Here is a 23,412-nt window from a genome sequence, read left to right as displayed (position 1 = left end):
GACCAGCCTTCCGCCGCATCCATCCACTGATGAATCCAACGTTGAAGGTGGGGCCACAAATAACCGTCACAAGGTGCCCGGCGAGTCATGAAGTGGGGCCAGATATATCCGTCCTACCGGGGCCATCCAAATCTGTCACAGCCACCCCCCACAGATGGCACGTCAACAGCCTTTAATTTGCTCGGACGGTGCCGTGTAGACCAGGCGCAAATCACGGGACATTTCGTCCCAGTACTGCCTGGCCGCGTAGCGGAAGGTGTTGCGGATCAGGTGCACGATGCAGGTCTGGACCACCGCCAGCGCCCAGACCGTGTTGATGGCCTCGGGGAGTCCCTTGAGCCCGTCGCAGACGGTGATGCAGACGCCCTCCACGCCGCGGTTCTTGATTTCTGTCAGCACTGAAAGCCAGAACTTCGCCCCTTCACCGCCGTCCCCGGCCCACAGCGTTCGCCGTTGACGCTGACGCTGACGCCGATAGCGACGTAGACCGGCCGGTTGGTGACCTGCCCGTCACGGACCTTGACATAGATCGCGTCGATGAACATCACCGGGTAGACCCGGTCCAGGGGCCGGGTCTGCCATTCGGTCATCTCCCCGATGACCTTCTCCGTGATGCGCGAAATGGTGTCTTTGGAGACTCTGGCGCCGAACACCTCCGCGAAGTGGGCCGCGATCTCCCCGGTTGTGAACCCTTTTGCACTCAGTGACAACACGATCTCTTCAACACCGGTCAGCCGGCGCTGCCGCTTGCGCACGATCTGCGGATCGAATGTTGAGCCGGTGTCCCGCGGCACATCGAGCTCCACGGGACCGATCTCGGTCAGCACGGTTTTCGTGCGGGTGCCGTTGCGGGAGTTCCCGCGCCCGGACACGTCGTGCTTTTCGTATCCGAGGTGTTCGTCCATTTCCCCTTCCAACGCGGTCTCCAGAACGTTTTTCGTCAGCCGGTTCAACAGCCCGTCCGGACCGACGAGGTCGATGCCCTGTTCCCTGGCCTGGGCCAGGAGCTGCTGCGCTAACTCTTGCTGATCCACATCAGTCGCCATGGGATCCATAGTTCCGCTCATGATCAGTCCTCCGCCAGGCAACGCCCGGAGTCTCAGGCCAACCCCGAATCCACCGTTATTCAGACACTCCCCATGGGGACTCCAAGGGTTGTGCAGTCACCCTCTAGCGGAGGAAGATGAACTCCACGCAGTAACGATTGTGTACACCGAGCCCCGACGGAATCCGAACACTGGAGAAATGCCAGTCAGAGTTCTATGGCCCTCTGCCGAGGTTTCTGCATTGTGCCAGATCAATTCTCGATGCTGTCTTTGGGAGATCGGGGGAGCGGTAAGTGACCGATTACATTCTGACGCTTCGGGCACACGATGACGCGGCCGGGGATGATCCGCCGATAACACTGCGCGAGCTTGGCAGGGCCGATCCTATCGCAACCCACGACAGCGGCTTCGACACTACTAAGCCGTTCCTCGAGGATGGCGTCCCCATCGACCTTGCCTCATGCCTCACGGCAGCTGGTCTGCTGAACAAACCACGAAACGAGTTCGTGGGCACAAGTCTTTGGGAACGGATCACCCCAGGCGAAATAGGGTGCAAACTGAAACCGCATCCCACCAACTCACGACTCTATCTAGATCTTCGCTCGCATGCCCTTGCCGCGTACCCGTGGGAGCTACTGCGTCACTCCGTCTGGGTTTTGTCTACTGACACGCGGATGTGTATCGGTCAGCCTGGTCGATCCGCGAAAGAGTATTCAGGCGACCCGCCCGCGATGGATCATCCCTTGCGCGTACTCGTCGTTATGGGCAACGACCCCGCCGACAAAAAGATCCAGGCTGAAGAGGAATTGGTCGCGATTGAAGCGGCAGCCCAGACCAAGAACGACGAGGTTCTCCTACGAGCTCTGATACGCCCCACCCCCGCTGACATCGAGGAAGCTCTCCTGAAATTCCGTCCGCATGTTCTCCACTTCATTGGCCACGGCGTACGGCCGGCCGCGAACGTCGAGCCGGAAATCTATGTTTACGGCACTCTCACTCGTCAGAACGAAGCCTGGGGGGCCGACCGGATCCGGGGCGTATTCAGGCAGATGCCCCCGAGGCTTGTCGTGCTCAACGCTTGTCTGACCGGGGACGCGCCGACGGCCTCTACATCGTTGGTTGAGGCCTTCCTTGATGCCGGCTGCATAGCGGTCATTGCCATGATGGGTGAGATAAGGGGCGATTCATCCCTTGCCTTCAGCAAGCGTTTCTATGCCGAGCTATTTGCTGGCACAACTGTCGACGCAGCGGTCGCAACCGCTCGGCATGAAGTCAGAAATCTCGCAATAGGTCAGGGGGCGCAGCCAAACGCTCCTGCGCTGCGGTCCAATTGGCCGTTGCCGCGGCTTACGGTCCGCGGCAATATTGAGACGGCGATCACGATGACGAAATCCAACAGCCACGCCGTTCGCCGCTGGCTCATTGATGACTTCGTTGTTCGCTGGGACGAGCGTTGGCGTGTTTGGCAGCTATTGGACAGCACAGACACGCGCCTCGCCCTTGTCAGCGGTCAGGAGCAAGCAGGAAAGACCGAGTTGCTCAATACATTGGCGGAGATTTGTGCCCGCCACGGTGAGAGCGTCATCAGGGTAGACCTCAGCGGCAAGACGACAGGTAATAGCTGGCATGATGTCCTAACAAAGATCGCCACTGAAATCGACGCCGAAGGACTGCCGTCCAATCGACTGAAGGAAATCGCCTTGGAAGAGGGGATGAGCGGTCCGGTAATCAAGAACTTCCGAGACGAACTAGCGAGGTGCGTGGGCCAAGGAAACAGCCTGTTGCTCGTCCTCGACGGGCTGAGTGACTGGCAGGACAACATAGTTCGCGATACATTGCTTCCCGAGCTGTTTGTACCATATCTCATGCCAGCCCTAGGGGGGACCGTCGCACCCATCGGCGGCGACGTTCGCATACTTCTTGCCACGAGCAAGGACTGGAGCGATGCTTGGCAGGCTCGGGCTAGGCCCTTCGGCTGGCAGCCCATCGAAATCGGCCCCTTCCCTGCCGATGAATGGGATCGCGCAATAACGCACTTTACGACCCACTGGATAAGTCAAGTACCCGAAGGGAATCATGAGAGCTTTCGCACCATGATGGAACTGCTTCGCACGGGCAAGAAAAATGGGTACACGCTGAATCTCATTCGCGGAATCGTCCCTAGCTTCCAGTAGAGGTGCAAGAAATGACTACCGAACACCCCGCCTCCCACCCGAGTTCACTGGAAGCCATCGTGGTCAGTGTGCTGCCCGACGACGAGCGGCAACTACTCCGGTCCGGCGCAGTCTTGAGATACATCACGCGCGACCTAGCCAAATTGGCCACCGGCACAGCCGAAAGGGCCCAGCAACTCATGGAGCATCCATTGGTTCAGGGCGGCACCGGCGGACGCCAAGAAGGAATTTGGACAATACCGGAGCCGCTCCGACGCGAGCTCATCCGCGACTGGAGGCTAGATGCGGAGAAGACCTGGGAACGGATCAGCACGTCAAGCGATGAGCTCGAAGCGATCTACGCGTTGCTAGCGGTCGACCGGACTAGGTCAGAGGGCCTGCGACGTCTCGAGAGCGAATTTGAACGGGCTATCAATTCACCATCCATCGCTGTAGGTGACGCCCACGACTTACTCCGAATGCTCGACGAATGGCCGGTGCGCGAGCATGCCGAGGCACAGCAGCTTCGCGACAGGCTGTCACCTCGACTGCGGCGGTACGCACGTGCCCTCCGAGATCGCGAGGCCAGCGAGGGTTACTTCGAGCGTGACTTCGAGCACGACGTGAAAGAACTCCTCCTCGGAGAGAGCGACCAATGGATGCTCCAGCTCCACGCACCAGGTGGTCGCGGCAAGTCGATGTTCCTAAAGAACCTTCTTGGCCGGACCTGCCCATCTCTCGACATTCCGGTGGCGTGGATCGACTTCGACCACATCGACCGCCTCGGGATAAGTACCACCCAACCCTGGCGCCTCCTATTAACTATCGCTCACCAGCTTGACCAACAGCTGCCGCACTCGCCATTTTCATTAATACTCGATTCCTACAGTCATCTCCGCGCGGCCATACATACTCAAGCGCTTCCGCGAATCGGGTCGACAGCGAAAAGCGATGACACGTCCACCGACGAGGAGGTCGTGGCGCAGGCCGCAGACGAAGTGCCACGGAAGTTTCGCACCCAGCTCACGGAGGCGCTCGGCGATGGCATCGTGGTCATCGCCGTCGACACGGTCGAGAATGTGCAGCACGCAGACGGAGCTGAGATCGACCCAGTCCTTGCCGCGCTCGCCGACGTTCGGCACGGCAGTGGAAGCAAAAGTGACCGCGGGGTCCCCGGATTTCGAGTCATCGTCAGCGGACGATTTGATCTTGAGAATAGCCGAATCCGTCTAGACGGATCGCAGCAGCCGCGCTCGGCGGAGTTTCATCACCGCTTGCTGGGGCCGGATGTCTTAAGCAAAGCCCTTAAGGACACTGTGTTACGGATTGGGCAGCAGGCCATTTCGGTCGAAGTCCCACGGTTCTCCGACGACGAAGCTCGCCGTTTCCTAACGAGATCGCCCATGAGTCTCAATATTGTGGATGCCATCGTCTCGAGAAGCAGCGGAAACCCGATGAAGCTTGCCCTCTTCGCCGAGTACGTTGAGCAGAACCCCAGCACCACAGCCTCCGAGATCGATACGTTCCAGTCGGTGGAGTTGGCCTACCTCGTAACGCGTGTAGTCGACCGCATCTCCAACGGACTCGTCCAGTGGCTGCTGCGCTGGGGGGCACTAATGAAGATCCTCACCAAAGAGACGGTTGACCAGATCATCTGGCCTGCCCTCGAGGAGCTTGTCGTGCGAGGTGCCGGCTACGACGACGTCACCACCGACAAGACGCCGAAGCCCGCTCCGGGCGTCGTTCGGTGGCAGCCTCCAACGGTCGATGAGGTGCGTCGACAGAAAGCTGCGGACTTCACCTGGGACGAGCTGCTGACGTACGCTGCCAGTTCTTCGTGGGTCTCGACGCTGGAGGACGCCCATGACGCCGTGCAGTTTCACCCAGAAGTTCGCGATCCGCTCCGCAACCTTCTGCGGTCGGAGGGGAATCCAGTTTTCAACGATATCCATCGCCGTGCATTGCGGTACTGGCAGGGCGTAGCATCCGAAGCGAACGGACAGTCACGGTCCGCAGCAATGCGTTGCGTCGTCTTCCACGCTTACGAAGTATACGACGATGCAACCGTAGCCGACGGGATCTGGTATTCCCTGTTGAATAGCGGCGGCATTAGTCGCATCGATCGCGCCGAGATCGCCGATGAGCTCCTAGCCGTTTCTGCTCGGCTTCGCGAAAGTAACCGACTATTGCCATCACCAGATGTTGTTGGCCTCGCCCACCTTGAGCGAGGTGAAGCGCTCGTGCACCAGGCAAGTACGACAGGGCAAGCGGTCGACGAAGGTGGATTGTCGTGGCACCGGCACGGAATCAACCAGAGTGTCCGTACCACGCAGCTTCGGCGAACCACCTTCCTCGACGCGGTGATGGATTTGGCACTTGAGTCCGTCGACAAGGCGTGGCAGCAGGTCCATTCCGCACTTCGGTACCCTGCACCAGCCAATGAGGAAAACCTAGCGAGCCTTGAGCTGATCGTCGAGTGGGCGCAAGGGCTCACCCCTCCGCGTAGCGCGCTCGAAACCGCCCACCTCCTTCACCGCACGGCCTTGGGAACCCCATTTGCCAAGTTATCCGCCAGACCCCTCGCCCGCGCTCTACTAGGAGCCGAGCGGTGGACGTCCGCCCTTGACGTCGCCCGAAGCGCCGATTCCGCTGATCTAATCGCACAGGCGCTCTTGGGCCTAGGCCAGGCTGATGAGGTGTTGGGCAACCGCTCGTACCCGGCCGAGGCGAGAGCGGCCGCTGCGCTGCTCAAACTGGATACTGTCAGCGCGCTGCGCGAACTCCAAGTCGTGCCCGTTGAGGGGAGCTCCGGCCCAAGCCCATCCGCGATGCTTCTTAGGGGGAAAGCACACGCGTTGCGGCGCGAGAACGAACTAGCGCGGTCCGCGCTCAGCCAGGCTGCATCAGGGTCCGACTATGTCGTCGCGTTTGAGGCCAACCTACTGCTCTCGCGGCTCATGTCGATTAGCGGTGACTGGGAACTGTCCCTCTCGAACCTCAACCGCACCCTTCAGAGACAGGACCTCGTTGCGAACAGTCGAGCTGAAGCGCTCAACGCTGTTGTCGCCAGTAAGATCAAAGGACCGTATAGCGCCGATCAGGTTCGCGTGGCCTACGCGTCGGCGGCTAAGGTCGAGTGGATCGAGCCATCCGTGCAGGTGGAGTTAGAGTGCGCACGCCTGGCTGTGCTCGGCCCCACCAACGATCTGCTCGAAGACCTAGCCGATGCGCTTGCTCGGGTCGATGGCCCGGCCGCCCGTCTCCAGTCACTTCAGTGGCTCGTCGAAGTCCCTGCGACAAACGCACTCGTTCCGCCATCACTTGCTAGGAGACTGCGGACTCTTACGGATGTCCGGATCAGCCAGTTCAATGCACCGGCCTCGCTAGTACTCGCGTACGCCGAGCTCGAACGCATCCTCGGCAACGCCGATCGGGCGAGTGAGGTGCTCGACGCCCTCACCAAGTACGAAACCAACGACCCAGCCACACTTGAGCTGTCGTTGGATGACGCCAGACATCGCTTGGATGAGGAAAAAACGGGATGGCGTTCCTTTGCCCAGCATTCTCGCGAAACCAAAAGCGCAGGCTCCCTCAAAGAAGAGCACGAAACCCGCATGGTACAGATTTCGAGCGTTAGGGGCGGTACCGCCATCATGGTTGAAAGGACTGTGGATGACGCTAACCTGGCTGGAGCCGGGGAGCAGATCGAGATACCCGCTGACGTCCTCAAGGATGGGCCATTCTCGCTCGCTGCCGAGCCAGAGGCGGTCTTCGAAGCTCTCGGCCATGGCCTCACCTTCGTGGAGCCGATGACCGATTCGACACTCACGCTTGACATAAGCGACGAAGCGGCTGCGCGCTGGCCTTGGGAGCTCGCCCGTCTGTGGAGCTCGATGACCAAAAGCGGCCCCGTCATACGGACGGACGGGCGGGCCACCCTTCATTCGTCGGAAAGCCCAGTATTCTCCCCGGAGATCTACGCGGCCGTCCTGAATGAGCGTAAGGATCGAGGACTCCTCACGGATCTGCTGGAGGATTTCTACGGAAGCTCCGCAAAGTATTTGCACGGCGACGCCCGCGGTCTCCTGGACGGAGAGATAGCGGGGGTCCGGCAGGAAGTCCGCATCGTGCACCTCGTGGTCGAACCGATAGAACGTCGCCGAGCACCCGCGCTCCAGCTGGCGGGCGAAGATCACCTCACTCCCGAAAGCCTGACCAGCGCGATCAAACAACGGCGGCCGACGTTGCTGATTCTAGACCTGATGTTGCAGGAATCAGACTCCTCAGCGGCTGAGCAGCTGATGCTTGCCAACGCATTTTGCTGGCACGTGGTTCGCAACTCAGTGGACCTGTCTGTACTGTGCGGAGTCTTCTGCGGCGCCAGCGACCGAGTCGATCATCTCCGGCTGCTAGTCGACGGCTTACGTGATGGCCTATCTCTAGGTGATTTGGTTGGGAGGCTTCAAAGACATCAAGCCCGGCTCCCCGGGGTGCGGCACCCATTACGCGACTTCGTGTCGCTCAGCTCGGGCGCATCCAGGCGCCAATTTCAGCTTGGAAGCCCCTGAACGTGTTGCTCTATGACAGCGCCATCGAAGGCTTGCGCGCACAGCGGGCCGGGCTTGAAGCTGACCTTGAGCTATGGGAGAAGCGGGCATCGAAGAACGGTGACCTCCCACTGCACCAGAGTCAGGTAAGCCGCCTCAAACTTCAGATCTCTTCTGCCCTATCGTCGGCACTGGAAGGAACACCCCTGGACGGCAACTCGGTCGCACCCTTTGAAGGGACTGTGGCGGACCTGCCCGAGCTCCGGCGTGCGATGGGTACGGTCCACCTGTTGTGGGACTTCTTCCGCGACAAGCTCGCCCAAAGGGACACGGCGGCGTATGTCAATTTCTTGGGGGTGGCCGATGATCTTGCGTGGTCATGTTATGAGCCATTCCTTGTAGCCGCAAGAGATGCGGGCACCGTTAATGAGTTGCAACTCAAAGAACCTCCCCTTGTCTTCCTCACCGCCGATCGCGCACCTTTTGCTCAAGCCCGCACGAAGGCGCTGCACCCGCCCGGGCTGGATTCGAAGGACCTCGAGCAGGTGGCCGAGGAAGTGCGCCGGTTGCCAGTGCCGGTGATCGGCGTGCCGTGGTCCGTAGTGAACAGGTTGTCCGAAGTGGTTCTCATCGGCCATGAAGCTGGTCATGTGATCGCCGAGGATCTGAAGTTTGCTGCAGAGGCTATCGAGGTCATCTCCGGTTTGGACCTCAAAGGAACCGACGCCGAAGAACGGAAGATCGTCTGGAGGGCTTGGAGTGATGAGATCTTTGCCGACATCATTGGTGTCCTCGCGACCGGCACAGCTTTCGTCAGCGGCCTAGCCGCAGAAATCGCTGGTGCACCGAGTGAGATCGGGCAAGCTCAGATTAAACTCCCCAGCCCGGGACGCTACCCAACCCCGATGCTACGCATGGCACTTTGTGGTGAAGTGCTTCGTTTGATGGGACTGGATCCACCGGGTGCTTGGTCCAGCACTTATCCAAGGATCGTCGGGGACTCCAGCGCGTTCAAAGGCGACATCGTATGCCTTACGTCTGGCCTGTTGGAACATGCCTGGACACCGATCGGCCACCGTAAGCTCACGGAGGTGCTGTCCTGGAGCCCCCGGATGGAAACTGACGCAATCAGAGTGGCGACCGCCATCCGCCGCAACGTCCAGGCTGAAGTGAACTTCAGTGTTCGTCTCTGGGTTGCGGCGGCGATGCACGCTGCGCTGGAGGAGCCAATGACCTTCAAGAAGCTGAATCTGGACGAGCTGTTGGCTTCTTTCATCATCGATCGACGAACGGATACTGTGCGATCTTCGCACCCGATCAGATCGGCAACGCTGGCCATGGCGCCTGATTCAACGCCGACTGGGCGGGAGGCGCGGTTGCAGTCGAGTGATCAAGATGCGGGTCGAGGAATCGCAGAGCGCTTGCATTTACATCCCTAGAGCCCTGCGCAGTACGCATAGCCACAGAGAGGAACCGATGTGATCACTACCGACGAACTAGCGAGCAAGATTGAGACGGAGTCCCCTAGATTAATCCTGCAGTGCCCACAACTCGGCATCGATACCGAGCGTTTCGTGGTCGAGGGCGACATTGGTCTCAAGAGTAATCGTGTGATTTCCTATGCCGCTCGGAGGATTGAGATCGCCAAGGCGCTCCAGGAAGATCCCGATGCCGAACGGCAGGGTCTACTCGGAATCGAACGAGACGGCAAGATACTACGGTGGCGCCGCGGAAAACAGCTCAGTTACTGCGTCTGGCGACCATCTTTTGGAACGGATGAGGAACATGCTGCCGTCGTGGAAGGAATGGCCGCTGCTTCATCAGACTGGGAAGGCATCTGCGGGGTCGAGTTCAAGCACGTCCAGAGCAAGGATCACGACGCCAATCTCACCTTTGGGGACGTCGACTTTCCCGTCCTTCGTCAGGCAGGCGGGGGAAGCACGATCGCGATGGCCTTTTTCCCGGATGATCTGGCTAACGAGCGATTGGTTTGGGTTTTCGACGGCTATTTCAACACCGCCCCGGGAAGCTTCGACCCCGTCGGAGTGATGCGACATGAACTCGGCCATGTCCTCGGTTTCCGCCACGAGCACATACGACCCGAGGCTCCAGATCTATTCAACCCTGAGTCCACTGAACATACCCTCGCGATTAGTGAATATGACCCGAAGTCCGTGATGCACTACGTGGCGCCGGGTGTGGGCGACCCCAAGCTCAGATTTACCAAGCTGGACAAGATGGGCGCACGGTCCGTTTACGGCGGAACTGACCTGGAGTTCTCGTTCGCAGATTGACGCTGCCAGTATCCACGTCCGAAGCCCCTTGTCTGGTTGGGCCCTCAAAGTCGCCGACATCGAACTACTATCCCGGCCGGTTCATCGCCCTCGATGACATCGCCCGCGCGACGGGTTCCAGTACAGCGCGGCTGCTGGACGCCGCGGAAGTCCACGCGCTGGAAAGTCTCGATGACGGCCTCTAAACCGGGCTCGTGGGGTGGATTGCCGCCGGGCCTTGTCCCCCCGCGAAAGTCACGCTGGCCCGGGCCGTTGCGAAGATGCCACAGGGCAACGCACTACCGGGGACATCGACTTTTGAACCCAAGTGGGACGGGTACCATCACCGCACTCTGTCAACCCGTTATCGCCGAGGCATGACGCTGATGCCAGGCTCTGCGTCACCTGAGGATTCTCCAGCGCCCTGGCGCTTCCTGCCGGTTTCATCCCTGGGCTCCGTGCGTACCACGGTTACGACTCGCTGCGGAGCATCTGGCCGGGCGCTGGCGAATACTCGGTGAGCAGGCCGTATCGGCCGGCGGTCGGGAACAGGGGTTCCACGCCCCCGGCGCTGAGCAGCAGGACGCCTCCCATGAGCGGCCTGTCCCGGTCCGAGTTCCACCTTCCGCGGTTCGCTGTCCGCGGGCCACGGGCAGCCCGCGGGGGTCCTAGATCCGTTGGGGCCGGTTACGACAACGTCCAGGTCACCCTCGACAAAGTTAAATCGCCCGCTGATATCGACGGGCCGCTCACCGCCGTTGGTCAATGTGACGATAGCGATCAGTACTTCATCCAGGGCACCCGATCTAAAACGCTGAGGCTGAGGCCTGGCAGGCTACTTCCGGGGCAGTCCGCGGAACCCGGAGTTCAAAATAACGCGGCAGTAACGCACGCCAAGACATCCTAGTCAAGATGCCTCTTGTCTAAAAATCAGCCTTTTCCGTCCTTCAGCGTCCATGGCGTCCTCCTCCCTAACGAGACTCGGTCGCCCCGACCAGGACAAGTCCTCAAAGATAGGTAAGCAAGTGGAGAACCTGTTTCGTTTGATGCTCGTGCGGCCGGCCGTGAGTCAGGACCCGGAGCAGCCATCAATACCACTAGACCAGGAGTCCGATTACCAGGATGCGCTGCGTGCCGCGGTCGCGTCCGGCGAAGGCAGGCAGGCCATCGAAGCCGCGTCTGCCCAGTTCGCCGCCTCCGAGGGTTTCGTCCACAGCGTCGACGAAGCCCCGCTCGGCCCACAGCTCAACGAGCTAGCAGAGCGCCTCGACGCCCTTGAGGCGAAGGGAACCGTTTCGTGGCAAAAGATTCGAACGGTAGTCCAGGATGTCTTCGGTAGTCCCGCAGCCGACGTCGTGAACACAGGGCCCTACCGAGAAACCGTGCGCCGACTCCGCGACACCTTGATCGCAATCAAGGCGCTCCAGCAGTTACACGGCAGCCCGATCGAGGGACTGGCCCGCCAGCTGCGGACCGCCGAGCTGATCGTCGACGCGGTGGCCGGGCACAAGCCAGGTTCGGCGGAGCGACGCCGGCGCCGATCACTCCGCCTGCCCGTCGAGCTAGAGCTGAACTCCCGACTATCCACTCGAGATGCCCAGAAGGAGCTACAGAAACAGCGCCAAAAGCTTATTGAGCAGCGGCAGCAGCGGATCAGCGAGCTGCTCACCGAGCATGAGACACTCCGTGGTGCCGTGACCGAGCTGGCGTCCTTGGCCTCCACCCACTTCCGCACCTCCGAGGTCGTCGCGAGCGACGCCACCACCTCTCCAGACGTCACGAGGCTAACGAACGCAGTCAGCAGTGCCGCCACATACACCCGGCTCCTCCGCGAGCAGCACCTAAACACCGAGCCCGGACCCGAACGAGTTCTGCGGGAGGGCTCCGACCCAGAAACAGCCGCGGGGGCCGAATTCCTGCGGTTCGACACACCCTTCGCCGAGCTGGCCCAGACCCTCGTTCAGGCACCAGACGTCGTCCTGCCCGCGCGGGCCAGCTTTAAGCCGGTCGGCCTCTCCGAGATCGGGTTCGTACTCAAACCGACGGCGGATGCCCTCCTCTCGAGGACAACCCAGTCCGTGCTCAAGGACCGCGGCATCGACCTCACCACCACACCGCTCGACAAAATCACGCACCAGCTCCAAGGCGATCTCGCGACCACGGTCGGCGAGCTCGAGGCGGTCGCCGGGCATCCCGAAAAACGCTCGTTCATGCGCGTTGGCGACGCCTTGATCGCGGTCTCCACGCCGATCACTGCCGGTTGGGGCGCGTTAGGCACCGGCGGCCTACTAGGCTTCCCGCCGCTACCGATGACCGGCAGCGTGCCACAAACCAAAGGCGTCGTCGCACCGGCCGGCATCGCCGACCTCCTCCTGGTCAAGCAGCAGCTCACAGGGTACGAGGCAGTCGACGTCGCACACATCGAGAACGTGCTCAAAGGCGAGCTCAAGTCGCGTGAGCACACCCGCCGCGAGGAGAGCGAGATCATCACGCTCACCGAGACCGAAAACAGCACGAGCGAGGAACACGAACTAGAGACCACCGACCGCTTCGAGATGACCCGCGAGACCAACGACACCATCAAAGAGGACGTCGCCCTCAAAGCCGGTCTGAACATCTCCGGAAGCTACGGCCCGACCGTCGAGTTCGCGGCGAGCGCGGAGGGGTCGTTCTCGCGGTCCAAAGAGGAGGCAACGAAGGCGGCCAGCACCTTCTCGCAAGACGTCACCGAGCGGAGTTCGCGTAAGATCGCCGAGCGGATGCTTCAGCGCACTACAGTGCGCACTCTGACCGAGACGATCGAAAAAAACGTCCACGAACTGAACAACACGGGCGGCACCGGCCATATCTCCGGCGTCTACCAATGGGTGAACAAGGTTTATCAGGCCCAGATGTTCAACTACGGCCTGCGGGTGATGTTCGATTTCATGGTCCCGGAACCCGGAGCGTTTCTCATCGCCGCACTCGACCAGAGCCACAACAGTGCGCTGACCCTCACCAAACCCCCGGACTTCAACCTGACGCCCAGCCAGATCACCGAGAGCAACTACGCGTACTGGGTCAAAGTGTGCGGAGCGACCGACGTCGCCCCGCCGCCAGAGCTCTACCGCACGAAGTCAGCCGACTTCAAAGGCGGCGGCGGCGACAGCAAGACTAACTACAACCACTCCGGCCAGATCACCATCGACGACGGCTACCGCGCGGTGTTCGGCAGCGTCGGCCGGGTCTCTAACACATGGGAGTCCGACATGAGTGTCGACGTCGTACTCGGGCGGCGCACCCAACGGATGGGTAACGGCCAATGGCTCTGGACAACCACCCTCGACGACGAGCGCGACTCGATCCCACTCGCGATCGACAGTTTCCACGTCTCGCAGGTCGCCGTCGCCATCGAGGTGAAATGTCAGCGCACCGACCGAGCCCTCGAGAAGTGGCGGCTGGAGACATATGCCAAACTCCGCACAGCCCACAGAGCCCAAGTATCGGACTACGAAGAGAAACTCGCGCAACTAAAGCTGCAGGCCGGGGTCGCCATCCGCGGCCGCAACCCCGCGAAAAACCAGGTAATCATCCGCCGCGAGCTCCAGAAAAACTGCCTCAGCATCCTCACCGACCAACACTTCGACCTGTTCGATGCGGTGGTGGATTCACCGGTCAACGGACTGCCGCAGATCGACGTCGCCGAGGCGGCCGCCGAGGGCGCCTACGTCCGCTTCTTCGAGCAGGCCTTCGAATGGGAGCACATGTCCTGGGTCACCTACCCTTACTTCTGGGGCAGCAAGGACCAGTGGGACGAACGGCTCGGCTATGACGACCCCGACCCCGCCTTCACCGACTTCCTGCAGGCCGGGTTCTGTCGAGCAACGGTACCCGCCCGGCGCGGGTTCGAGGGCGCTATCGACCACTTCCTCACATTCGGCGAGATCTGGAACGGCGGTCCGCTGCCAACCATCTCCAACCCGCTCTACCTGCCGATCGCCGACGAGATCGCCGAGCGCCTCACCCGGCCAGGTGACGAAGTGCCACAGGGCGCCCCCTGGACGGTCCGCGTACCGACCAACCTCGTCAAACTCCGAACCGACGACGCACTACCCCGGTGGGATCAAAACGCAGCCGGCGAGTGGGTAGAGGCCGGCGGGGCATGACAGGAACCACACGGACCACGATCGGAGCCCAGACCAGCGATGGGTGACATCTCACGGCACCGCGACATCTTCCTGTTCACCAAGGACGCCGTCCCGCCACAACTACTCAACGGCGCCGGGCTCACAGCGGACGACATGACCTACCTCGAGCTGGGCAACTACCTCACAGATGTCTCCCAGTTCCGCGACCCTGTCACATACATCTTTGCCAAACAACGGATCTGGCGCGATTTCGTCATCCCGACCACCAGAGACAAAACACAACTGCTCCGGGGAATCTCGGCGCTCGTGGCCGGCGCCGCGCTCGCGGGCTCGCAGGTCGTCAAGGAGCTGTTGTCGGGCACCGCGGAGGACGTCGCCGAGGGAGCTGCTTTTGGGCTGGCCGCTTTGGGCGGGATCCTGGCGGCTCTGCCCTCGGACACGTACGCCGACCTGGCCGGTGCAGACACCTGGATCGATACTCTCCTCGGGACCCCGATCGAGCGCACCTCGCTGGACAAGACGCCGGGCGCGCAGGCACGGCGGGACGTGAAGCACTACGGTTACCTCGGCGATTTCTTTCGCCTCTTTATCGAGGGCACCACCCACTTTCTCTTCGCCCAGGACGTGCAGAAGCGCACCGACGGCAACTGGGGGAAGGTCAACCCGATCCCCGAGTCGCGGGTGGAGGAGGTGTTCAACGAGTTCTTCACGCAGTACTATCCCCACGAGCACACCGACCAGCCGCCGTACATCTGGGACGCGAGCAAGCGGCCGTCCCACCCCAACATGTACGGCCCCGGCCGTCGCCAAGCGAACCTGCGCGACGGCGACATAGGTGTGATGAACGCGGTCGACGTGTACTACGTGGCCTACCTGGCAGAGGCGCTGGCCACGGTCGAGCGGGACTGGCGGGCGCTCAAGCGTGACGACCAGGCAGGGCGACAGCGGCTGCTGGTGCGGATGGGCAAGCTACTGCACGGCGTCGAGGACTGGTTCTTCCATTCCAATGTCGTCGAGTTGCTCGAGCTGCGCAGCTTCCGGCCCGAGCAGCTTGCGGAAGAGAGCGACGAGGAATTCCTGAAGCGGTTTGTCTCAGGTGTTGCCAAGCGCCGTCCGGAGTTCGTCGCTGCCGATGCGACCGAGCGGCTCAGGCTGAAGCGCCGTCTCTATCGTCGCCTCCGCTTTCCGGCGTACGACTCAGGCACTAAGACGCAGAGCGCTGGCCGGTTGAGCAGCACCAGGATGTCCATCCCGAGTCTTCGGCACGCCTACCCGGCGTTCCCGTCGTCGCAGGACACCTCCCACACCCTGCTGCACGCCCTTGAGAATCTCGAGCACAAGGCCGCCGGTGAGCCCGGCGAGTTGCCGGCGTGGGTGACGAGCGTGCTCGAGCAGCGCGGGCTTGAGATTCTCGAAGGGCTCGGCAAGCTGGGGCGGCCGTTGGTGGTGGCCGGTGTCGAGCGCGAACTCCGGGAGTGGGTGCCGCTGATCCTCACACTGCTGAGCGAGAACGAGCGGCAGCGGCTGGCCGCCAACGTGGCGCCAGAGAACTGGCCGCTCACTCCGGGATCGGCCCGCCCTCCCCGCACTGTGAAGGAGACGGAGGTCGAACTCCAGACCAAGCGCCACGCAGCAGCCCTGGAGCCCCACAAGGCGAAGGACGGCCGCACGGAGAACAACTACGAGCAGTTCGTTCGGTACCTTGCCGCGCGCGGCCACCTGAACGAACGCGGCAAAAAGGCGATGGTCGCCGCATTCGAGATCGACCGCAAGGCCGAGCAACTCCCGACGGACGCACCCGGGTGCGGTGGTTTTCTGATGCAGTTCGCCGTCCAGCTGCAGGAGCTCCTCGACGCGGGCGACGCAGCGACCGAGGCGCTGAACAAGCGCCCGGACTCGGTGCATGGCCAGGAGTCCGACAACGGCGCCTTCAGCGAGATCGTCGGTTCCCACTCGCTGATGTCGAAGGACACCCTGACGTCCGTGCCGTTCTTCAACGATGCGCGGGTGCTCGCCAGCGTTGCCTCCTCGTCGGTGTTCACGATCATGCTGCAGCAGGTGGGTGCGCCGGTCGCGGGACGCCTGCTGTCGTGGGATGAGGTGCTGCACCACCTCATCCGGTTCCCGCCGTCGAGCGGCGGCTGGGAAAGGCGCGCCCTGGCCATGTTCGGCGAGAAACAGCAGATCCCCGCCTTCTCTGACCTTCCCGAACTCGCGCGGCTGGTCAAGCAGTCCGTGCGGCCCGCGGCCCCGCCGGCGGCCAAGCCACGGCAATCGAAGCTTGAGGAGCTCGAGGAGCGGTACCTGCGGCTCGAGGCCGAGGTGTCGAAGTATAGATACCCGTAAAACGCTGGGCGATGCGGCCTGCTGGGGCTTCAAGCCGCCCAATTGTGGCAAAGGGTTTTCGCGACGGCCATATGACAGGGGCGCCCGGCTCTCCTTTGGGGGGTCACTATCCAGGGTTCCCAGTCCAGAGCGGGAGACTGCCGCAGGGACGGGTTCGGCTGCGGCGTTACGGGCTTTTCATCGTCGATGAGATCGGAGGCGCCCCGTTGGAACAGGCCGTAGGGAACCTTCCAGTCGTCTCCTCACGCTACGAGCACGCCTCACTGATCAGAGCTTTGCCGTTGAAATTTCAACCCCGCAAACGGCTCCGTTTTCGACTATTACTGACAGAAGGTTGTCCCGTCCATGCTAATCGGTACTGGTCAGGATAATTCGAGCAACGAGTCTTCGATTGCTTTTCCCGCGGCGCGAGGAGCAGGCTGATCCCATGGCACCGTTTCAGATAATCCGCCTCATTTTCCCCTTCATTTACCATTTGCGACGCATGATCGGTGTTCCCGACAAGGGGGAAATAGCATTATTGGGGGCCGAAGACCATCCTCTGCTTCAGTCGTGGTGTGTCCAAATAGTCGCCGATGGCACGACCCAACCCACAGCGTTTGACCTCCCGAAGCTTAAAGGTCATGTCGATGTGAAAATCCTGCCACATCAGAATCCTGTACATGGTTCGTGGAAGCAGTCTCACCAAGATGCAGGCAAGGAGGGGTGTGCTCCTGCCTACAGCCCCAAATGGTTCCTGCTTGCCAAAGGTCATTCACGCGTGGTCGAGCCATTCATAAAACAGGAAATTTATCCGCCAACGGATTCGCCGGGCTGGCAGTCCAGCATCCTACGTCTCAGGCTCGGTGATGAGCGCCTAGCCCAGCCCAGTGGGAAGAATGTGTTTACGACAGAAGCCGCGGCGGCTTTAGGCCCGGCCCTTGGAGACATGCCCGCGGCCGTCTATTCAGAGCTCGGCAGCCAGATCCGACTATTAACAGATGTCCGTTTCAGACTCCTGACAATCGTCCCTACGGTCAGTGGTCTGGCTCTCACCATTCTCCTGACGCAACCAGTGCGGGACGCATCCCCTCTCCTCGTCTTCCTAGCCTCAATCTTCGGCTTCGGCGTCACTCTCGGCATTCGAATTTACGACGTGCGCAACTCCCAGCTCTACGACGATCTCATCAGCCGGGCCCGGTCCCTCGAAGCGCTCTTCGGGGTCGAACGGGGCCCCTACATGCGCAGAAGTAGGAGCCTGTGGCCCATCGAGCATGATTTCGGGTTGTTCGTCGTATACGCCCTAGTGCTGAGCGCTTGGTTGATCGGTGCAGTTGTTTCCCTATCGATGGCTGTGTCCAAGGTGGTTGCTGGTTAGCAATGCCAATCTCCAGGGAGTAGTTGTGCGCCACTTCTAAATCCCGTGGTTCGATGTTCCCGGAGGTTGCTCCGCGCCGAGGCCGGAGTTCGAGTGGAGAAGACACACCAGCGCAGAGGACCTTCCGCGAAAGCCGTCCAGGCTGGAGAAACCATGGGGGGGGTAGGCACCCGGCAGACGCGAGGTCGTATCGGGGACGCGTTGCAAACAGGTACCTAGGAGTTCCTTTGCCGCGTCAAGCCGAGTTTCAGACCCTCGACTGGCTCTTGATGCCTCCTGTTCGGTCAGGGGGTGAACTATGTGCCCAGCAAGTACATTCCCGAGGCGCCACCCCGAGGAGACGAGGGCCAAAATCGCGGTGAAGCTGCGAGGGCGCAATGGCACTCCGGAGGTCAGTCCGCGTCAAGGCTCGTACCGACCGCGCACAACGCCCGGGTCCAAGATGCCGGCTACATCGAAGAAACTCAACGGCGAAATCCCGGAAGTACTCATCCCACACAGCAAACTTGTCCTTCGACTTCGACGTCAGGGCAGCTGGGTGGTCACCCGAACCCCGCGGCCTGAATGCCCGGTGATCCGGCGCGCCCTGAGACCGTGCCCCAGCTGCTCCAGATAGTGCTTCATGGATCAGTCAGACGCACCATGAGTCCCGGATGGCCGTGTCAGGGGTGACGGACCAACTTTTATCCCTGGCAGCGGCCTCGTTGAGCATGACCGTGGGTGTTCCCATGCAGGCTGTAGCGGGCGTATTGTTGCCCACGAGGAGGCCGGGGATGGACGAGAAAGTCGTTGATGTGGCCCGAATAGTCCGGTCCTACCTGCCCGAGCTAGTCGGCGACAAGGCGAGTGTCTACGACGGGCAGCTGCGCATCTTGCTTGATCGCGCGATCGAAGGACAGGACGTCGAGGATGAGCTCTACTCAGTGCTGACCCGGTCACCGGCTGTCCATGCCTGGGTTGCACAGGTGCTCCAGAATGACGAACATCTACCCCCGGAGCTACAGCCTGTCACGGAGTTGGCGTATCAGGCACTGGCGGGCCGAGGCGTTCCTCCCGACGCCCAGCGTTATGTGTGCCCTGTGGACGGCAACTGGGTCTGGTTTCGGCCCTTCGTCGGCGTGCAGATTCCCCAGTGTGTGGACCACGCGGTGGTCCTCGTGCCTGGCTGAGGCTGGAGGTAATGCTGACTAAGTTCTGGGAAGCGATGGGCGGCAAGCTCGCTGACCGGTGGCTCACGGTCTCCGTACCTGCCCTCGTTTTCTGGTTTGGCGGCGCACTGGCATGGCTTGCTGGCGCCGACGACTGGGTCATGGCGCTCTCAGAACTGACACGCTGGATGGAGTCACTGTCGGTGTTCGGGCAACTCATGATGCTCTTCCTGGGACTCCTCGGAATTGGAGCCAGCGGGGTGGTCGTCGCGCGTGCCACGGCACCAGCACTGCGTCTGATTGAGGGCTACTGGCCCCGGGTGATGCGTCCGTTGGCCCGTCTCTTTGCCAGCAAGGTTGAGGAGCGGATGAAGAACTCGGTGACCCGCTTCTCGGAGCTGGAACGGAAGAGCCACGAGGGCAGGGTGTCGGAGGACGAGGTCAAAGAGCACGCCCGTCTCGACGAAGAGATGCGCCGACGGCCGGCCCGTCCGCCGTATCTGCCCACCAGTGTGGGCAACACGCTGCGCGCAGCGGAACGCCGGCCTGAGGACAAATACGGGCTGGATGCTGTCACCGTGTGGCCGCATCTGTGGCAGGTCATGCCGGAAACATCGCGCAAAGAGGTAGGCGCGGCCAGGGCTGCCTTAGACAGCTCGGTGGGCGCGGTCTGCTGGGGCCTTCTCTTCCTCGTATTTACGCCGTTGACGTGGTGGTCATTGCCGATCGGGCTCGCGGTGAGCGCCTCCGCCCTGTTCATCTGGGTGCCCAGCCGTGCGCAGGTCTACGCCGATCAGGTCGAAGCGTTGTTTGACCTGTACCGCCGGCAGTTGTACGAGGCGCTTCGTTGGCCGCTTCCCCGTGACCCGGATCATGAGCGGGAACAAGGGCGCCTCCTGACGACCTACCTGTGGCGTGGTCTCGGAGGACCCGAGCCTCGCTTCACCGACGCGTCGCCCAAACGGCAGGAACCACATAATGGGACCTAAGAGACTGAGATCGCTCGCCGAAGCTGTAGCCGTCGCACAAAGCGCCGGGGGTGACCTTGCCGCTGCTGCCTGGGACGACGTCCTTGCGCACCCTCTGTTCCCGCAGGTTGCGAAGCAGGAGCGCGCCGGGTTACTGCTTCGGGCAGGTTCCGCGCACCTGGAACGTTTCTGGTCTCACGAGGAACGCGAGGACGCCGACGCTGCCGTACGGATCTTTGGGGCAGCGGCCGATGTGCTTCCAACCAATGATGAACACGGGCCGGCATATCACCATAACCTTGGCTTGGCATTGCAGACACGGTTCGAACTCTACGGCGACGGCGATGACATCGCCGCAGCAATCGAGGCATTTCGCCGTGCGCTCAGCCACCCAAATGCAGCCCACTACGGACCTGCAATCCGGCCGCACCTGGCCCAGGCTCTCCGGCAGTTGGCTGCCGCGGTGAATGAGCCCGTCCATCTTGACGAAGCTGTCGATCTTCTAGAGCCGCCAGCCGGAGCATCTGAGGCAGCCGATGAGGACGGCTATGCGGATCTTCATCAGCTTGGCCGTGCCCTGCTGGATCGCTACACGTGGAGCAAAGACGCATCCGACCTGGACCGGGCCGTGCTGCATCTGCGGCATCTGACGGAGCTCGCCGACCCCCAATTTAGGGACTGGCCGGCATATGCCGACCACGCGGCTGCGGCGTTGCAACGGCGCTTCGAGGCTAAGGGGGACAGCGCCGACATGGACGCTGCGGTGGAATTGTCGGAAGCCGCGGCCGACGCGGCCAGATCGCACCCCGACCGGGTCCGGCTTCTCGCCAACCTGGCCCAGGCATTGTGGCAGCAGGCGCTCGGGAAGGAGAACCATGACGAACTGACCCGGGCTATCAACCTCATGGACAGACTCCTCGGGGAGCCAAACACCGCGCCCGAAAACCGGCCCGGACTTCTCGGGAACCTCAGCGGCATGCTTCTGGACCGTTACGAGCGCACAGGAGCGCTCCGCGATCTCGACCGCGCAGTCGAGGCCGGCCAGGACGCTGTGGCCGCCACGGCACGGAATGACTCCGGATGGGCCGGGAGGTGCCACAACCTTGCCGTCGCCCTGCGCACCCGGCACATCCGATACGGGAGAGCCGACGATCTGAACGAGGCGATCCGGCTGCACGAGCAGGCGTTGTCCGCTCCCGTGACGGACGCTATCGACCGGCCGGCACTCCTGACAAGCTTGGCGAACTCCCTGCGTTCCCGGCATGACGCTGCCGTCAACGCCGAGGACCTGAGGAGCGCTCGGACTTTATACGTCCAAGCCCTGGACTTGCTCACTCCGGACACACCTGAGCGGGCAGGCGTGATGAACAACCTGGCAGCCGTCCTCGCCCAGCTCGGCGTCGAGACCGACGAGGACACGCTCATCGACGAGGCTGCCGAATGGGCCTCCCTCGCGGTACAGAGCTCGGCCCCCGGCACGCTGGAGCACGCACGTGCGCAGATCAACCTTGGCAACGCACTGTCCGACAAATCGCAGCGCACCCAGAACCTGGAGGCGGGCGCTCGGGCGGCCGCGGCCTACCGAAGCGTGCTGACCTCCCCGCTGGTGGCCCAGATAGGCCCCGAAGCGGTGCTGCAGGCCGCCGTTAACGCCGGTGAGTGGGCTGCCGGGACCGGGGACTGGGCGGAGGCAGACAGGGCCTACGACCGGGCCACCGACGCGGTCGACATGCTGCTGAGCGCCCAGCTGCTCCGCGGGGAGAAGGAGTCCTGGCTTCGCCCGGCGCAAGGTCTCGCGGCCCGGGCCGGATTTGTCAAAGCCAGACTGGGCCAACCGCAGCTCGCCATCACGGTAATCGAGCGGGGAATCGCCGTCCTGCTCGCCGAGTCAGTTGAACTCACCCGACTGCAACTGCCCAGGCTCACGGCTGCCGGCCGTGATGACCTGCGCCGACAGTTGGAAGCCGCCATCGTCACTGCGCGGCGGGCAGAGCAAGGAAATGCCACACAGGTCACTCTGGCCGGTTCACGCCCGGAAGGCACAGCCATCAGGGCATCACGGCCACAGTCCAGCCGCCCGACCGGCGTCACGGACGCCTACGCCCACCTGAACGACCTGCTCGTCCAGGTACGGCAGGTTCCAGGCTTCGAAGACTTCCTGAGGCAACCGGAGACGGCCCCGAGCGCGGACATCACGTCCCTGACGTATTTACTCGCCTCGCCCTGGGGCGGCGCAGCCCTGCAATCATCCAAGGACGGCATACAGGTAATCGACCTGCCCCGGTTGACCAAGGACGCAGTCCGTGAACACGTCACAGCACTCCTGACCACCCATAGCCGGCGGGCGGAAGATCGCCGAGCCTGGCTTGCCACCCTGGATGCGGTCTGCCGCTGGGAATGGGAGATCCTCGAGCCGCTGGCAGCAGAACTGACGGCCGACCAGGATACCTCTCTTACCATCGTGCCTGTGGGACAGCTCGGCCTGCTCCCCTTACACGCAGCCTGGGCACCGGACGAGGCAACAGCCCTGGGCAGACGCTACCTCTGCGACCGGTTCTGCCTGCGCTACACACCAAGCGCCCGTGCCCTCTCCATACCGCCACCCGACGACCTTCCCCGGAGCGTGCGGCTGCTCGTCGGCCCTGATCTGGGCGGGGACGTCGCGGAGCACATCTCGGCACTCGCGGACCTGCTCCCGGTCCTGGCCGCTCCCGAACTGGCCACGACCGCCGACACCCTCCATGCATTGTCCGCACCCGGAGTGGTGCATCTGGACTGCCACGGCCTAGCCCAGCCCGACCGGCCACTGGACAGCGCCCTGCACCTGGCCGACGGTGCGCTGACAATAAGGGACGTCCTGGAAGCAGACGTCCGATCACGGATGGTTGTGCTCGCCGCGTGCGAGACAGCGATGAGCGGCACCGACCTGCCCGACGAGGCAGTCAGCCTTCCATCCAGCCTCCTGCAGGCTGGAGCCACAGCAGCACTGGGCTCTCTGTGGGCTGTGCCGGCCCAAAGCACGGCGCTGCTCATGCGTTTCTTCTACTCCGCCTGGCGCGATCATGGTGTGGAGCCGGCCGTCGCGCTGCGCCGTGCCCAGTGCCAGCTGCGTGACGCCACGAATGACGAGCTAATCGCACTGGCACCCTCACTCATGACCACACCCGAGGGGCAAAGTGCTCTAGCACGACGCCTCTGGGCAGGCGGGCGCCCTTTCTCAGGACCGGAGCACTGGGCTGGTTTCGTCTGCGTCGGACTGTAGAACGACTGCACGGAACATCAGGATCTGCCGCCACCACTGTGGGCCAACGCGGTCCGCCCGGTCCGGCGGAACGGCGATGAACAGAATGTGTCGAATGGTAACGGCGATCGGAACCATGAACCACCCGACCCGTGTGATCCGCGCAGCATGCAGAAGGTGATCCATTGGCCGTTTCGGATGCACGG

12 protein-coding genes and 1 pseudogene are annotated in these 23,412 nt (G+C 62.3%); 11 read left to right on the top strand and 2 right to left on the bottom strand.

Annotated features, from left to right (window positions below; translation table 11 throughout):
• Window positions 1-177: 177 nt before the first annotated feature.
• Window positions 178-1,055 (bottom strand): annotated as a pseudogene (locus ASF98_RS06130) (IS256 family transposase); the annotation flags it as partial.
• A gap of 284 nt (window positions 1,056-1,339) precedes the next feature.
• On the opposite strand from ASF98_RS06130, the gene ASF98_RS06125 reads away from it, so the two are divergent.
• From ASF98_RS06125 to ASF98_RS24045, 5 genes are read left to right on the top strand one after another with little or no spacing between them, the layout of a single operon-like run.
• A complete protein-coding gene (locus ASF98_RS06125) occupies window positions 1,340-3,220 on the top strand; it encodes a CHAT domain-containing protein (protein ID WP_082506734.1) in 1,881 nt (626 codons plus the stop codon).
• A gap of 11 nt (window positions 3,221-3,231) precedes the next feature.
• The gene (locus ASF98_RS06120) at window positions 3,232-7,767 is read left to right on the top strand and encodes a hypothetical protein (RefSeq protein ID WP_156372309.1); all 4,536 of its coding nucleotides are present in this window, start codon (window positions 3,232-3,234) and stop codon (window positions 7,765-7,767) included.
• 2 nt (window positions 7,768-7,769) lie between these two features.
• The gene (locus ASF98_RS06115) at window positions 7,770-9,185 is read left to right on the top strand and encodes a hypothetical protein (protein WP_055798958.1); all 1,416 of its coding nucleotides are present in this window, start codon (window positions 7,770-7,772) and stop codon (window positions 9,183-9,185) included.
• 39 nt (window positions 9,186-9,224) lie between these two features.
• Window positions 9,225-10,040 carry a matrixin family metalloprotease gene (locus ASF98_RS06110; protein WP_055798954.1) on the top strand — a complete coding sequence of 272 codons (816 nt, stop codon included), beginning with the start codon at window positions 9,225-9,227 and terminating at the stop codon, window positions 10,038-10,040.
• Window positions 10,037-10,225, top strand: coding sequence for a hypothetical protein (locus ASF98_RS24045; protein WP_156372308.1), 189 nt, complete (start codon window positions 10,037-10,039; stop codon window positions 10,223-10,225). Before ASF98_RS06110 ends, ASF98_RS24045 begins: the two co-directional genes overlap by 4 nt.
• 265 nt (window positions 10,226-10,490) lie before the next feature.
• Here the strand turns inward: ASF98_RS24045 and ASF98_RS24995 are convergent, their stop codons facing one another.
• The gene (locus ASF98_RS24995; RefSeq protein ID WP_268760414.1) at window positions 10,491-10,613 is read right to left on the bottom strand and encodes a hypothetical protein; all 123 of its coding nucleotides are present in this window, start codon (window positions 10,611-10,613) and stop codon (window positions 10,491-10,493) included.
• Window positions 10,614-11,044: 431 nt separating this feature from the next.
• Between ASF98_RS24995 and ASF98_RS06105 the strand changes: the two genes are divergently transcribed.
• From ASF98_RS06105 to ASF98_RS06075, 6 genes are all read left to right on the top strand, one after another.
• Window positions 11,045-14,164, top strand: coding sequence for a hypothetical protein (locus ASF98_RS06105; RefSeq protein WP_055798951.1), 3,120 nt, complete (start codon window positions 11,045-11,047; stop codon window positions 14,162-14,164).
• A 39-nt stretch (window positions 14,165-14,203) separates the two neighbouring features.
• Window positions 14,204-16,492: a hypothetical protein gene (locus ASF98_RS06100; protein ID WP_055798948.1), complete on the top strand. Its 2,289-nt coding sequence runs from the start codon at window positions 14,204-14,206 to the stop codon at window positions 16,490-16,492.
• A 427-nt stretch (window positions 16,493-16,919) separates the two neighbouring features.
• Window positions 16,920-17,849 carry a hypothetical protein gene (locus tag ASF98_RS24040; protein WP_156372307.1) on the top strand — a complete coding sequence of 310 codons (930 nt, stop codon included), beginning with the start codon at window positions 16,920-16,922 and terminating at the stop codon, window positions 17,847-17,849.
• Window positions 17,850-18,622: 773 nt separating this feature from the next.
• The gene (locus ASF98_RS06085; RefSeq protein ID WP_156372306.1) at window positions 18,623-19,018 is read left to right on the top strand and encodes a hypothetical protein; all 396 of its coding nucleotides are present in this window, start codon (window positions 18,623-18,625) and stop codon (window positions 19,016-19,018) included.
• A gap of 11 nt (window positions 19,019-19,029) precedes the next feature.
• The gene (locus ASF98_RS06080) at window positions 19,030-19,986 is read left to right on the top strand and encodes a hypothetical protein (RefSeq protein ID WP_055798939.1); all 957 of its coding nucleotides are present in this window, start codon (window positions 19,030-19,032) and stop codon (window positions 19,984-19,986) included.
• Window positions 19,976-23,227 (top strand): CHAT domain-containing protein, encoded by a 3,252-nt coding sequence (locus ASF98_RS06075; RefSeq protein ID WP_055798937.1) that lies wholly within the window; start codon window positions 19,976-19,978, stop codon window positions 23,225-23,227. The genes ASF98_RS06080 and ASF98_RS06075 overlap by 11 nt, the downstream gene beginning before the upstream one ends.
• Window positions 23,228-23,412 lie beyond the last annotated feature (185 nt).

The sequence above is a fragment of the Arthrobacter sp. Leaf337 genome (assembly GCF_001423745.1).
In the GTDB taxonomy this organism is placed as follows: Bacteria; Actinomycetota; Actinomycetes; order Actinomycetales; family Micrococcaceae; genus Arthrobacter.
Note: the sequence above shows the minus strand (reverse complement) of the source record. Positions and strands in the feature narration are given on the sequence as shown.

Coding starts and splice junctions, on each gene's coding strand:
- ASF98_RS06120 (WP_156372309.1), top strand. CDS start 3,232: ATGACTACCGAACACCCCGCCTCCCACCCGAGTTCACTGGAAGCCATC.
- ASF98_RS24995 (WP_268760414.1), bottom strand. CDS start 10,613: ATGGGAGGCGTCCTGCTGCTCAGCGCCGGGGGCGTGGAACCCCTGTTC.
- ASF98_RS06100 (WP_055798948.1), top strand. CDS start 14,204: ATGGGTGACATCTCACGGCACCGCGACATCTTCCTGTTCACCAAGGAC.
- ASF98_RS24040 (WP_156372307.1), top strand. CDS start 16,920: ATGGCACCGTTTCAGATAATCCGCCTCATTTTCCCCTTCATTTACCAT.
- ASF98_RS06085 (WP_156372306.1), top strand. CDS start 18,623: ATGGACGAGAAAGTCGTTGATGTGGCCCGAATAGTCCGGTCCTACCTG.
- ASF98_RS06080 (WP_055798939.1), top strand. CDS start 19,030: ATGCTGACTAAGTTCTGGGAAGCGATGGGCGGCAAGCTCGCTGACCGG.
- ASF98_RS06075 (WP_055798937.1), top strand. CDS start 19,976: ATGGGACCTAAGAGACTGAGATCGCTCGCCGAAGCTGTAGCCGTCGCA.